Genomic DNA, 12659 nt, shown 5'->3' with positions numbered 1-12659 from the left:
CGGGGACGGCGGGCGCTCGGACGACCTCCGCTCAGACGATCTCCAGGACCTCCGTCACCGGGCGGCGGGGCGTCGCCGTACCCGCAGGGCCGTGGCCGAGGCGGAGCACCATCTGGACGTGGCCCATGTCCGACGCGGGGTCGCGGGCGAGTTCGCGCAGGTCCTGGCGTTCCAGGGCGTGGGAGGACAGGGCCGTGGCCAGCCCGAGCCCGGTGGCGAGGAGCAGGACCCGTTCCATCGCCTGGCCGCCCGTCAGCCAGTCCGTGGGGCGGTCGTGGGCGGTGCCGAGGAGCACGAGGTTCGGCGAGGACTCGAAGACCGCCGCGGGCCGGTTCGGCATGGGCCGCCGGCCTGCGAAGTCCCTGGCCGGGGCGCGGCCGTCGTGCTTGGCCGGGCCGAAGGCGTAGTCCGGGATCCCGTCCACGGCCTGGTCGGACCGCTCCGGCCCGACGCGGGTCCAGCCGGTCATCTCCTCGATCCGCTCCGGCTCCATCAGGTCGCGTCCCTCGGCGTCCCGGACGTGGTCCAGGAGCACCTCCACGTGCCAGGCGTCGGGGAAGACGAGCTGGGCGCCCTCGCGCCGGGCGGCCTCGCACAGCGCGTCCTGGACGTCGGCCGGCACCTTCTCGTCCCGGAAGGGGTGACGGCTGGTGTGCCGCCGGGCGATCGCCGGGTACAGCGGGGCGAGTTCGGCGTCCGGCCGGTCGGTGCCGGAGAGCCGCACGGCGGCCAGCAGCAGGGGTTCGGCGGGGTCGGGCAGCAGCCGGGTGTCCGCGTCCAGGCCGTGGTGGGCGGCGGCGACGCGAAGGTTGAACAGGGCCGCTCCGCAGCCCAGGTGCAGGGCCCGGTGGTCCGGGTCGGCGCGCGGCATGGATCGGGACGGGTCGGCGCGCAGCTCCAGGGAGCGGCTGTCGACGAGGTACCGGAACCGCCACGGCTGCGCGTTGTGCAGCGAGGGGGCGGCCGTGGCGGCCGTCACCAGGGCACGCGGGATCAGGGGATCGAGTGGTCGCGCCGGCATGGCACACCTCCCGTCGGGGATCCGTCAAGACCAGCCTCGCCCCGCGGACCGCCGTCGGACATGGGCCGCCAGGACCGTTGCGCGGGGCCGTCCGGCCCGGCATCGGACTGGCGGGACGGCGGTCCGTCAGTCGGGGAGCGTCAGGCGCGCGGTCTCCCCCGGCTGCAGGCACACCGTCCGGTCCGGCAGGCGTATGTCGATGGGCGACTCGTCGGAGGACGGTACGGCGATCTCCAGCAGGCCGCGTTCCAGGCGCAGCCGTACGCCCCAGTGCCCCCGGTAGCGCAGGGAGAAGCCGTACGAGGACAGCTCGGGCAGCGGGACCGGGTCCAGCCACAGGGCGCCGTCCCGGGTCTCCAGGCCGGTCAGCCCGCGCTGGACGAGGTCCAGGGTGCCGGCCATGGCGCCCAGGTGGATGCCCTCGCCGGTGGTGCCGCCCTGCACGTCGGCGATGTCGCCCTGGAGTGCCTCCTGGCAGAACGTCCACGCCTCGGCGCGGCGGGCCCGGGCCAGCACCCAGCCGTGCACCAGGCCGCTGAGGGTGGAGCCGTGGCTGGTGCGGTGGAGGTAGTGGTCGACGGTGCGCCGCCAGGTGTCGTCGTCCAGCTTCAGGTCCAGCCTGCGGAAGAGCCCGGCGAGTTCGGCCGGTGAGAAGAGATAGCCGAGCATGAGCACGTCGGCCTGTTTGGACGCCCGGTATCGGTTGACGGTGTCTCCCTCGGCCTCCAGGATCCGGTCCAGGCGGCGGATGTCGCCGTACCGCGCCCGGTAGCCGGCCCAGTCGAGTTCGGCGAGTCGGCCGTAGCCCTCGAACTGGCTGATCACGCCCTCGTGGAAGGGCACGTGGAGGGTGCGCGAGACGTCCTCCCACTGGTCCAGTTCGCCGCCGTCGAGACCGGTGCGCTCGACGAGTTCGCGGCGGCGCGGCGCGGGCAGCGCGCTGATCAGTTCCAGGGCGCGGGCGAGCACCCAGGCGGCGGTGACGTTGGTGTACGCGTTGTCGTCCAGTCCGGGTACCGACGCGCCGGGGTAGGCGTCGTGGTACTCGTCGGGGCCGACGACGCCCTTGATGCGGTGCCGGCCGAGCTGGGGGTCGTAGACGGCCGAGTCGGCCCAGAAGCGGGCGATCTGCAGCAGCATCTCGGCGCCCTTGGTGTGCAGGAACTCGGTGTCGCCGCTGGCCTCGCAGTAGCGCCAGACGTTGTAGGCGATCGCCGAGCCGACGTGGTGCTGGAGATGGGAGTGGTCCGGCAGCCAGCGCCCGGAGCGCGGGTTGAGATGGAGCTGCTGGGTCTCCTCGCGGCCGTCGCTGCCGCTCTGCCACGGGTACAGCGCGCCCCGGCGGCCGGCCTCCCGGGCGGCGGTGCGGGCCCGTTCGAGGCGGCGGTGGCGGTAGCGCAGCAGAGCGCGGGAGACCTCGGGGAAGTGCAGGTCCAGGTAGGGCAGGACGAACAGCTCGTCCCAGAACACATGGCCTCGGTAGGCCTCGCCGTGCAGTCCTCGGGCGGGGACGCCGACGTCGTGGTCGGCGGTGTGCGGGGAGAGCGTCTGCAGGACGTGGAAGAGGTGCAGGCGCAGGATGCGGCCGGACTCGCCGGGCACGTCGAGGTCGGCGCGGCGCCACAGCAGCGCCCAGGCGGTGAGATGGGACTCCAGCAGGGCGTCGAAGCCGGGGGCGTGGCGGACCCGGTCGACCGCCGCGTACAGGGGGTCGCTGATGGCGGGGTCGCGCGAGGTGTGCAGGGCGACCGTCTTGTCGACGACGGCCGTCCGGCCGGCGGTGAGCTCCAGGCGCAGGTGCTGGATCGCGCGCGGGGGCTCGTGCCGCGCGGTGACGGGCGCGTCGGCGGTCAGCCGGGCCGCCATGCCGACCTCGATGTCGGAGGTGCGGGTGCGGCAGCGCAGCCACACCGTGTCCGGGGCGGCGTCCGCGGTGTGCGCCCGAGTGAGGTGGCGGCCGTCCAGCTCGCGGTAGCGGGCCACCCCGGCGTTGGTGACCCCGCCGTCCAGGGCGGCCTCGACCTCCAGCTCGCCAGAGAAGCCCTCGGCGGTGAACTCGGTGCGCAGGGCGGCCAAATGGGGATCACCCATGTGCACGAGCCGCAGTTGACGCACCGTCAATCCCCTGCCGTCGCCCAGGTCGTAGTGGGTCGTACGCTCCAACAGGCCCGAGGACAGGTGCAGTAGCTGGCGGTGGTCGACGACGGGGGTCGAGTCGGGGCCGATCCACTCCCCCGGCGGCAGGCGGAAGCGCAGCGGCAGCCAGTTGGGCATGTTGACCATGTCCTCGTTCTCGACCCGGCGGCCGGAGACCTCCGAGGTGAGCCGGTTGTAGCAGCCGGCGACGTAGGTGCCGGGGTAGTGGATCTCGTCCGCGGTGCACTCGGGGAAGGCCCCCCGGGTCGCGAGGTACCCGTTGCCCAGCGTGCACAGGGATTCCCTCAGCCGTTCGTCCGCGGGGTCGTAGCCCTCGTACTCCCAGGTCCAGCCCGTCACTGCGTCGCTCCTCCTGTCGGCGATCGGACCGGGTTCCCCGGCGGCGCCCCGTTCACGCCGGCTCATATCCCTTGCGGCACGATCGCCACGGGGCACGGGGCGTGGTGCAGCAGGACGTGAGCCACCCGGCCCAGCTGGAGGCCCGTGTGGCCAGTGCGGCGCCGGGCCCCGACGATCACGAGGTCGGCGGCGGCCGCCCGGTCGAGCAGGACCCGCCGGGCCGGCCCCTCGACCACGGCCCGGCGCACCCGGACCTCCGGATGCTCCTCCGTCATGTCCTTCAGCAGGTCGTCGAGGACGGCGGACGCCTGCTGCTCGTACGGCTGGGCCGGGTCCCCGGCGAGCAGGGGGTGGCCGGCGGACTCGTGCGCGGGGCGGCGCCAGGCCCGGACGGCGTCGAGGACGCAGCCACGCGCGCGGGCCTCCCGGAAGGCGAACCGGACCGCCTCCCCACCACTGTCGGAATCACCCGCACCGAGCAGGATCCGCGCATGGGAGCCGGCCAGGCCGGCCCGGTCGCCTCGGACCACGACGACCGGGCAGTGGGCGCGGGCCGCGACGGCCAGGCCGACCGAGCCGAGCAGCAGGCCCCGCAGCTCGCCACGGCCGCGCGAGCCGGTGACCAGGGCGAAGGCGTTGCGGCCCGCGTGCAGCAGGGCGTCGACCGCGTCCTCGGGAACGACGTCCGTGTCCGTCTTCACCTCGGGGTCGCGCAACCGGGCGCGGTCCGCGGCGGCCGCGACGATGCCCCGCACCGCCTGCTCCTCCCGTTCGTCCGTCGACGGCAGGCCGCCCTCGTAGCGCTCCCACAGGGAGGCGTGGAGCAGCCGCAACGGCACGCCGTGCCGGGCCGCCTCGTCCACCGCCCAGTCGACCGCCGTGAGCGCGGCCGCCGATCCGTCGACCCCTACGACCAGGGGCAGCTCCATCGCCTTCACCGCCTTGCGTCGCGCCGCACGCCGTACGGCATCCCACTCCACCGTCACCGTCGCAGCGCCGGCGGGCAACCGACAGGGGCGATACGGCCCCGGGCCGGGCCGTTCGGCCCCTGGGGCGCCCTGGCGGCGGATTCGACGCTGTAAGGGAGACATCGGACGCGCGGCTCCCCCCGGGAAGACGCCCAGGAACCACCGCGTGGGCGCCCTCCCGGTGAGCGGCCGTCGCCGCTGCGGGCATCGACCCGCGCCCAGGAGGTTCGTCACCGTGAACACCGCCGCCGCACCCCCGCGTCAGCCGGTCCGGCTGACCGCCGAGCTCGACCGGCCGCTGTCCCGCCGGCGCCGTCAGGCGGACACCGTCGGACGGTGCGGGCGCGGTACGTCGCGCGTCGAGGGGGGCGGCGGGCCGGGCGGGGTCTGTGCGCGCCGGAGCGCGCGGCGGCGGCGCGCGAGGCGCAGGGCGAGGGCGTCCAGTGCCGCGCTCAGCACGAAGGTCACGCCCATCGCCGCGAACAGCAGCACGGCGAAGCGCTGCCAGAACTCCGGTGTGAGAGTCGTACCCACGGTTCTCCTCCTTACCGATCGGGCGCGGTGCGGCTACGCCCGCTTCTTCTTCTCTCACCTCCAGCCAACTCCCTTGCGGTGCGGCCCGCGTGAGCCGACCGGCCCGGCACAGGTCCCGGCCGCGAGGACGGGAAGGCCCGGACGATCGCGGCGGCAGCACCGGTGCGGGACGGTTCGGCGGACTCCTGGGCGTTCGGATGCGGGCCGGTCGGCCCTGGCGGAGGCACGATCCGTGTGATGTGCTGGACGGGACGGGAAGGACCGCACGAAATGACGCGGAGAAGCGGCCGCCTGATGACCGCGCACCGCGCAATCAGGATCTGCGAGAAGCAGATGGTCCTTCCCGCCGTCACGTCGTGCATCACCTCGCCGCCCGTGCTGCGTGCCTTCGGCGGGCGGGGTGGGACGGGGTCCTGACCCCCGGCATGGACCGAAGAAGTCCGCCCCTGGGGCCCGGAGGGCCGGTCGACCCTGTCGGACCCGCCCGTGCGGGAGTCCAATGGAGGAGAGGGAGGGCGGTTCTCGCCTCGGTGACGGGGTGCGCGGAGCAGGAGGTGACTCATGCGGTACGCGGACCGGAGGGAGGCGGGGCGCCTGCTGGCCCGGCACCTGGCACATCTGCGCGGACAGGACGTGCTGGTCCTGGGGCTGCCGCGCGGCGGCGTGCCCGTGGCCTTCGAGGTGGCCCGGGAGCTCGACGCACCCCTCGATCTCCTCGTGGTGCGCAAGCTGGGTGTGCCCTGGCAGCCGGAACTGGCCTTCGGCGCGATCGGGGAGCACGGGGTGCGCGTCCTGAACGCCGACGTGATCCGGGAGGTCAGGCTGACCGAGGCCGACCGGCGGAGGGTGGAGGACGCCGAGCGGGCCGAACTCTCCCGCCGCGAACGCGACTACCGGCGGGGCCGCCCGGCTGCCCCGGTGGCCGGGCGGACGGTCGTCGTGGTCGACGACGGTCTGGCGACCGGCGCCACCGCACAGGCGGCCTGCCAGGTGGTACGGGAGCTGGGCGCGGCCCGTGTCCTGCTCGCCGTCCCGCTGGGCCAGGAGCACACCCTGGACCGGCTGCGCGCGGTGGCCGACCAGGTGATCTGCCCCGAGCCGCTACGCCATCTCGGCTCGGTCGGCGCCTGGTACCGCGACTTCGCGCAGGTCGAGGACGCGGAGGTGAACGAGCTGCTGGCCCGTGCCCGGCGGGCATCGGCGCCTCCGAGGCCCGCCGACACGCCGCCTACGCACCGTGAGGTGGAGGTACCCGTCGGCCGGCTGCGCCTGGGCGCGCGGCTGGTGGTGCCCGGTGCCGCGCCGGCCGTGGTGGTCTTCGCGCACGGCAGCGGAAGCAGCCGGCACAGTCCGCGCAACCGGCGGGTCGCCGACGTACTGACCGAGGCACGGCTGGGCACGCTGCTGCTGGATCTGCTCGCCGGGGACGAGGAGCGCGACCGACACAACGTCTTCGACATCGGGCTGCTCGCCGGCCGGCTGCGGGCCGCCGCGCAGTGGGTGCGGCGCGAGACCGGGCTGCCGGTGGCCTACTTCGGGGCGAGCACCGGGGCGGCCGCGGCGCTGGAGGCCGCCGTGGAGGACCCGGAGATCCTGGCGATCGTCAGCCGCGGCGGGCGCCCCGACCTGGCCGCGCCCGCCTCGCTGGCCGCCGTGCGCGCGCCGACGCTGCTGATCGTCGGCTCCCTGGACACACAGGTGCTCAGCCTCAACCAGCTGGCCGCCGACTGGATGCGCTGCGAGCACCGCGTCGCCGTGGTGCCGGGGGCGACCCACCTCTTCGAGGAGCCGGGCACCCTGGACACGGCCGCCGAGCTGGCCCGCGACTGGTTCACCGGGCATCTGGCCCCCGGAGGCGTGGGAACACCCCCGGTCCGACCGACGTGACACGGGCACCCCCGTCCGCTCCGGCCGTATACGGGACACCGAGCGACGGCGGGCCGTCGTGCGGGCGGTCGGGGTCGGGCGGGTCAGCCCCGGGCCCCGCTGCCGTAGGGGGCGTACAGGTCGAGCAGACGGGTGCGGGCGGCCTGCAGCCGGCGCACCACGGCCTCCCCGGCCCACTCGGTGATGGCCTGGGCGAACCCGGGATCGGCCTCGCCGAGCTGTCGTACGGCCCTGGCGTCGAACTCGTAGGCCCGCACCGGACCCACCGTCCGGGCCCCGAAGCGCCACCGGTACGGCGCGAACCTCCAGGAGCAGCCGAGCAGTTCACCGCTGCCGAGGGTGTCGATCACGGCCGGGCGACGGCCGGGCACCCGCATGTCGAGCGCCACGGTGCCGGCCTCGACGATCCAGAAGCGGTCGGCGCGTCCGCCCTCCTCGAACAGCCGGATACCGGCCGGGTAGCGCACCTCGTGCGCCAGACTCATCAGCATGCCCCGGTACGCGGCGGGCAGGCCTCTGGTCGGGCGGGGCGTGATCGTGGTGGTCATGACGCGCCTCCTTGTGACCGGCGGACGCGGGAGCGTCGGTGCCGCCTTGTGCTCCCAGCGTCCGGCACGGGCGGGCGCGGCACATGGGCCGATCGGTCCCCGTCGAGGAGACGGGTGGGGCAAGGTGATGGCGGCCCGGTCGCCGACAAGTGCGGTCCCCTGGCCCACAATCGAAGTCGGGGGCCGGGGGCCGGGGGTCGCGCCGGACGGCGGGAGGTGCGAGGGATCATGGCCGTCACGCTCGCCCTGGCCGGTGACACGATGCTGGGCCGCGGGGTCGCCGAGGTCCTGGAGCGCAGCCGGCCGCAGCCTCTGTTCTCCCCCGCCGTGCACGCGGCCGTCCGGGACGCGGACCTGTTCCTGGTGAACCTCGAATGCTGCGTCTCGGGCCGCGGAACGCCCATCGACCTGCCGGGCAAGCCGTTCTTCTTCCGCGCCCCGCCGCACGCCGCGGACGTGCTGGCCGCTCTCGGCGTGGACGCGGTGTCCCTGGCCAACAACCACGCCCTCGACTACGGCCCCGAGGCCCTCCTCGACACCCGCGCCCACCTCGCCCGCGCGGGCGTACGCAGCCTCGGTGCCGGGGCGACCAGGGCCGAGGCCCGCGCCCCGCTGGTCGTGGAGACCGGCGGCCTGCGCATCGGCCTCCTCGCCCTCACCGACCACCCCGCCGAGTACGCCGCCACCCCCGACCGCCCGGGTGTGGCCTACGCGAACCTGTGGGACGAGGACGTCCCCGAGTGGACGCTGGTCGCGCTGAGTGACCTGCGCGAGAGCACGGATCTGACCCTCGTGACGGTCCACTGGGGCCCGAACATGACCGCGCGCCCCGTCCCCCACGTCCGGCGCGCCGCGCTCGCGCTCGTCGCGGCCGGGGCCGACCTGGTCGTGGGCCACTCCGCGCACGTGTTCCACGGCTTCACCCGGAACGTGCTGTTCGACCTCGGTGACTTCATCGACGACTACGCCGTCCACCCGGCCCTGCGCAACGACCTCGGCCTGCTCTGGCTGGTCACCCTCGACGCGGACGGGCCGCGCCGCACCGAGGCGGTCCCGCTCGCCCTGGACTTCTGCCACACCCGCCTCGCCACCCGGGACGAGTACGACTGGGTCGCCGACCGCCTCACGCGCGCCTGCGCGGAGCTGGGCACTCCCGTCGCCGACGAGGGCGACCGCCTCACGGCCACCTGGCCGCGCCCGGGGGCCCGGGCGGGCTGACCGCCGTACGGACCCGGACCCGGACGGGGACGGGGACGGGGACGGCCGGCCCCGGCCCCCGGGTCATGCGGTCCCTGGTCCGCCCGACGGCCGCCGGGGACACTGCGAGGAGGAGCCCGCCGCACCGCGTGCGGACAGCGATCCGAGGAGGTGGCGGCAGTGCCGCGCCCGATTGTCGTAGGACTGGACGGTTCGCGGGAGAGTCTCGCCGCCGCCGACTGGGCGGCCCGGGAGGCACTGCGGCGGGGGCTGCCCCTGCGCCTCCTCCACGCGTACGAGGGGCCGCCCTCCACCCCGTCCGACCTGCCGGAACCCGAGGGGCCCCGGTACTGGTCGGACCGCGTCGTGCGCGGCGCCGTGGACCGGCTCGGGGAGAGCCTGCCGCAGGTGCCGCTGACCAGCGAGCAGTCGGCCCGGCCGCCCACCGAGGCCCTGGTGGCCGCCGGGGCCGGGGCCGAGCTGCTGGTGCTGGGCAGCAGGGCGTTCAGTGGGTTCGGCGGGTTCATGGCCGGTTCGGTGGCGCTCGCCACGGTCGCCCACGCGACGCGGCCCGTGGTGCTGGTGCGGGTGCGGGCCGATGAGCCGGGCGCCCACGGGGACCGTGCCGTGGTGGTGGGCGTGGACGCGACGCGGCCGTGCGAGGAGGTCCTGGCGTTCGCCTTCGAGAGCGCGGCCCTGCGCACGGTCCCGCTGCGGGTCGTGCACACCTGGCGGCAGCCCCTGGCACTGCGCTCGTCCCCGGACGAAGTGCTGGCGGTGGAGCAGGAGGACGCCGAGCGGCTGCTGGCGCGGGTCCTCGAACCGTGGCGGGAGAAGTTCCCCGCCCTCGACGTGCGGGCGCTGGTGGCGCCGGGCCATCCGGCCCAGGAGCTGCTGGACGCCTCGGTGGACGCGGCCCTGCTCGTCGTGGGCCGCCGCACCAGCGCCTCCCCCCTGGTGCCGCACACGGGTCCGGTCACCCACGCGGTGATCCACCACGCGCACTGCCCGGTCGCGATCGTCCCGCACCGCTGACACGGCGACGGCAGCGCCCCCGCTCGGCCCCCTCCCCGGGGACGCCACGGCGACCCACGGCCGCCCACCGGCCCTCGGCTACCGCTGCTCCACCGGCGCCCGCCACACCAGCGTGCTCCCGCCCCCGTCCGGGCAGTCCACCGTCAGCTCTCCCCCGAACTGCTCCGCCCGCTCCGCCATGTTGCGCAGTCCGCTGCGCCGCCCGGCCGCCGGAATGCCCACGCCGTTGTCGGACACGGTCAACCGCACCTCCCGGCCGTCGGTCACCAGCGCGACGTCGGCGCGGTCGGCGTGGGCGTGGCGGGCGACGTTGGTGAGCGACTCGGAGAGCACGGCCACCACGTGGTCGGCGATCTCGCGGGGTACGTCCGTGTCGACCAGGCCCTCCATCCGGACGCTGGGGGCGAAGCCGAGCACCGGGGCGGCCTCCCCGGCCACCCGGACGACGCGCGAGCGCAGACCGCTGCCCGCGCCGCCGGCCTCGCGGGCGCGCAGACCGAAGATGGTCGACCGGATGATCTTGATGGTCTCGTCCAGGTCGTCGACCGCCCGCACCACGCGCTCCGCGGCCTCGGGGTGCTCGATGAAGCGGCCCGCGCTCTGCAGCGTCATGCCGGTCGCGAACAACCGCTGGATCGCGAGATCGTGCAGGTCCCGGGCGATGCGGTCGCGCTCCTTGAGCACCGCGATCTGCTCGGCGTCCTGACGGTGCTCGGCCAGCTCCATCGCCACCGCCGCCTGCGCGGCGAAGCCCTGGAGCGGTTCGATCTCCTTCTCGGTGAAGGGGGTGCGGCCCTGTTCCCGCACCAGCAGCACCACACCGCTGACGACGTCGGCGCCCGATCCGATGGGCACGGCGACGGCCGGGCCGAGGCCGGCGAAACGCGGCGGCCCGGTCCTGACCCGTTCGTCGGTGGAGGCGTCGGCGCTGGTCACCGGGGTGGCGGTGGTGAACGCCTCGCCGATCAGACTGCCGTCCACGGGCAGCACCAGGCCCCGGTGCTTCTCCGCGTCCGCGCCGAGCGCGATCTCGACTCCCAGCGAGTCGGTGTCCTCCATGGGCGTCGCCACGACGGCCAGGGCGGCACCGGTGATCTCCCGGGCCCGGTCGGCGATCAGGCGCAGCACCTCGGCGCGCTCACCGCCCGACATCAGATCGTGGGTGATCTCCGCGGTCGCCCGCAGCCAGCGCTCGCGCAGCCGCGACTCCTCGTACAGCCGGGCGTTGTCGATGGCGACTCCGGCCGCGACGGCCAGCGTCGACAGCACCGACTCGTCGTCCTCGTCGAACTGCGACCCGCCGCGCTTCTCGGTGAGATACAGGTTGCCGAAGACCTGGTCGCGCACCCGGATCGGGACGCCGAGGAAGGTGTTCATCGGCGGGTGGTGCGGCGGGAAGCCGTACGAGGCCGGGTGCTGGGAGAGCTTCGTCAGCCGCAGCGGTTCGGGATGGCGGATCAGTTCGCCCAGGATGCCGTGCCCCTCGGGGAACGGGCCGATCTTGCGGATCCGCGCCTCGCTGACCCCGACGGTGTGGAAGGCGGACAGCCGCCTGCCGTCGGGGCCGATCACGCCCAGCGCCGCGTACTCGGCGTCGACCAGGACGGCCGCCGCCTCCACGATGCTGTGCAGCGCCTGTTCGAGGTCCAGCTCGCGGCCGACCGACAGGACCGCCTCCAGCAGGCTGTGCACCCGGTCCCGGGTGCCGCGGGCCGCGTCGAGGCGGGCCTGCAGCTCCTCCAGCAGCTCGTCCAGCCTCAGCTGCGGCAACCGAACGCGGGCCTCCCCGGCGCCCTCGGTGCTTGCCACCCGTCCTCCCGATCCCCTCACCGTGCCGACCGCGGCCTGCGGTCATGTGCCACGGTAACTGTCCAGGGCAGGGGACGATACGGGATCGGCCCGCACGGGCCGGTCCAGGGGTGCGGCTCCGGTCCGCGGGCGGCTCAGCCCAGCCGGGCCGCCACGTACTCCGTGAGGTCGAGGAGCCGGTTGGTGTAGCCCCATTCGTTGTCGTACCAGCCGAAGACCTTCACGAGGTCGCCGTGCGCCTGGGTGAGCGGGGCGTCGAGGACGCAGGAGGCCGGGTCGCCGACGACGTCCCGGGAGACGATCGGGGCGTCGGAGACCCTCAGGACACCCTTGAGCGGCCCGTCGGCGGCCTCCCGGAACGCCGCGTTGACCTCGTCGGCGGTGACCGGGCGGTCCAGCACCAGGCTGAGGTCGGTGAGCGAGCCGTCCTCGACGGGCACGCGCACGGCGATGCCGTCGAGGGTGCCGGACAGCTCCGGCAGGACCAGGCCGACGGCGCGGGCGGCGCCGGTGGACGTCGGGATGATGTTGACGGCGGCGCTGCGGCCGCGCCGCGGGTCCTTGTGCGGGCCGTCCAGGACGACCTGGTCGTTGGTGTAGCCGTGGATGGTGGTCATCAGGCCCTTGACGATGCCGAAGTGCTCGTCGAGGACCTTGACCATGGGGGCGACGCAGTTGGTGGTGCAGGAGGCGTTCGAGATCACGTCGTGGCGCTCGGGGTCGTAGGCGCCCTCGTTGACGCCCATCACGACGGTGGCGTCGACGTCCTTCCCGGGCACGGACAGCAGGACCTTGCGCGCACCGCCCGCCAGGTGCGCCCCGGCGGTGCCGCGGGTGCGGAAGCGGCCGGTGGAATCGATGACGATGTCCACCCCGAGCTCGCCCCAGGCCAGGACGGCCGGGTCGCGTTCGGCGGTGACGGCGATCCGGTGCCCGCCCACGGTCAGTGAGGTGTCGTCGTGGGTGACGTCGCGGCCCAGGCGGCCGTACGTCGAGTCGTACGCCAGGAGGTGGGCCAGCGCCTCGGGCGAGGTGACGTCGTTGATCGCGACCACCTCGACGGGGGTGCCCTCGGCGGTGCCGTCCCCCGCCCGCTCCAGCACACAGCGCAGGTAGTTGCGCCCGATGCGACCGAATCCGTTGATGCCCACGCGCACGGTCATG

10 protein-coding genes are annotated in these 12659 nt (G+C 74.8%); 3 read left to right on the top strand and 7 right to left on the bottom strand.

Features of this window, described 5'->3' with window-relative positions; all coding sequences use genetic code 11:
- Window positions 1-31: 31 nt before the first annotated feature.
- From ACZ5NW_RS04850 to ACZ5NW_RS04835, 4 genes are all read right to left on the bottom strand, one after another.
- On the bottom strand, window positions 32-1021 hold the full coding sequence (locus ACZ5NW_RS04850) for an Acg family FMN-binding oxidoreductase (RefSeq protein WP_468742275.1): 990 nt from the start codon (window positions 1019-1021) through the stop codon (window positions 32-34).
- Between the two features lie 126 nt (window positions 1022-1147).
- Complete coding sequence (locus ACZ5NW_RS04845; RefSeq protein ID WP_468742274.1) at window positions 1148-3517, bottom strand: glycoside hydrolase family 65 protein; 2370 nt, start codon at window positions 3515-3517, stop codon at window positions 1148-1150.
- Window positions 3518-3579: 62 nt separating this feature from the next.
- Window positions 3580-4446 (bottom strand): universal stress protein, encoded by an 867-nt coding sequence (locus tag ACZ5NW_RS04840; RefSeq protein ID WP_468742985.1) that lies wholly within the window; start codon window positions 4444-4446, stop codon window positions 3580-3582.
- A 354-nt stretch (window positions 4447-4800) separates the two neighbouring features.
- Complete coding sequence (locus ACZ5NW_RS04835) at window positions 4801-5019, bottom strand: hypothetical protein (RefSeq protein WP_468742273.1); 219 nt, start codon at window positions 5017-5019, stop codon at window positions 4801-4803.
- 561 nt (window positions 5020-5580) lie between these two features.
- Between ACZ5NW_RS04835 and ACZ5NW_RS04830 the strand changes: the two genes are divergently transcribed.
- A complete protein-coding gene (locus ACZ5NW_RS04830; protein ID WP_468742272.1) occupies window positions 5581-6906 on the top strand; it encodes a phosphoribosyltransferase family protein in 1326 nt (441 codons plus the stop codon).
- A gap of 83 nt (window positions 6907-6989) precedes the next feature.
- Here the strand turns inward: ACZ5NW_RS04830 and ACZ5NW_RS04825 are convergent, their stop codons facing one another.
- Entirely contained in the window at window positions 6990-7454 is a 465-nt protein-coding gene (locus ACZ5NW_RS04825; RefSeq protein ID WP_468742271.1) for a Crp/Fnr family transcriptional regulator, read from the bottom strand.
- A gap of 228 nt (window positions 7455-7682) precedes the next feature.
- Here ACZ5NW_RS04825 and ACZ5NW_RS04820 point away from each other — a divergent pair, with 228 nt between their 5' ends.
- Together ACZ5NW_RS04820 and ACZ5NW_RS04815 are read left to right on the top strand one after the other, a co-directional pair.
- On the top strand, window positions 7683-8672 hold the full coding sequence (locus ACZ5NW_RS04820) for a CapA family protein (RefSeq protein ID WP_468742270.1): 990 nt from the start codon (window positions 7683-7685) through the stop codon (window positions 8670-8672).
- 159 nt (window positions 8673-8831) lie between these two features.
- Window positions 8832-9686 (top strand): universal stress protein, encoded by an 855-nt coding sequence (locus ACZ5NW_RS04815; protein ID WP_468742269.1) that lies wholly within the window; start codon window positions 8832-8834, stop codon window positions 9684-9686.
- Window positions 9687-9764: 78 nt separating this feature from the next.
- Here ACZ5NW_RS04815 and ACZ5NW_RS04810 read toward each other — a convergent pair whose 3' ends face one another.
- Together ACZ5NW_RS04810 and gap are read right to left on the bottom strand one after the other, a co-directional pair.
- Complete coding sequence (locus tag ACZ5NW_RS04810; protein ID WP_468742268.1) at window positions 9765-11495, bottom strand: sensor histidine kinase; 1731 nt, start codon at window positions 11493-11495, stop codon at window positions 9765-9767.
- A 134-nt stretch (window positions 11496-11629) separates the two neighbouring features.
- Window positions 11630-12658 carry a type I glyceraldehyde-3-phosphate dehydrogenase gene (gap, locus tag ACZ5NW_RS04805; protein WP_468742267.1) on the bottom strand — a complete coding sequence of 343 codons (1029 nt, stop codon included), beginning with the start codon at window positions 12656-12658 and terminating at the stop codon, window positions 11630-11632.
- Between the last annotated feature and the right edge of the window lies 1 nt (window position 12659).

It is taken from the genome of Streptomyces sp. NPDC032126 (assembly GCF_055580085.1).
The sequence above is the reverse complement of the archived record's forward strand: the minus strand, read 5'-3'. Positions and strand labels throughout refer to the sequence as shown.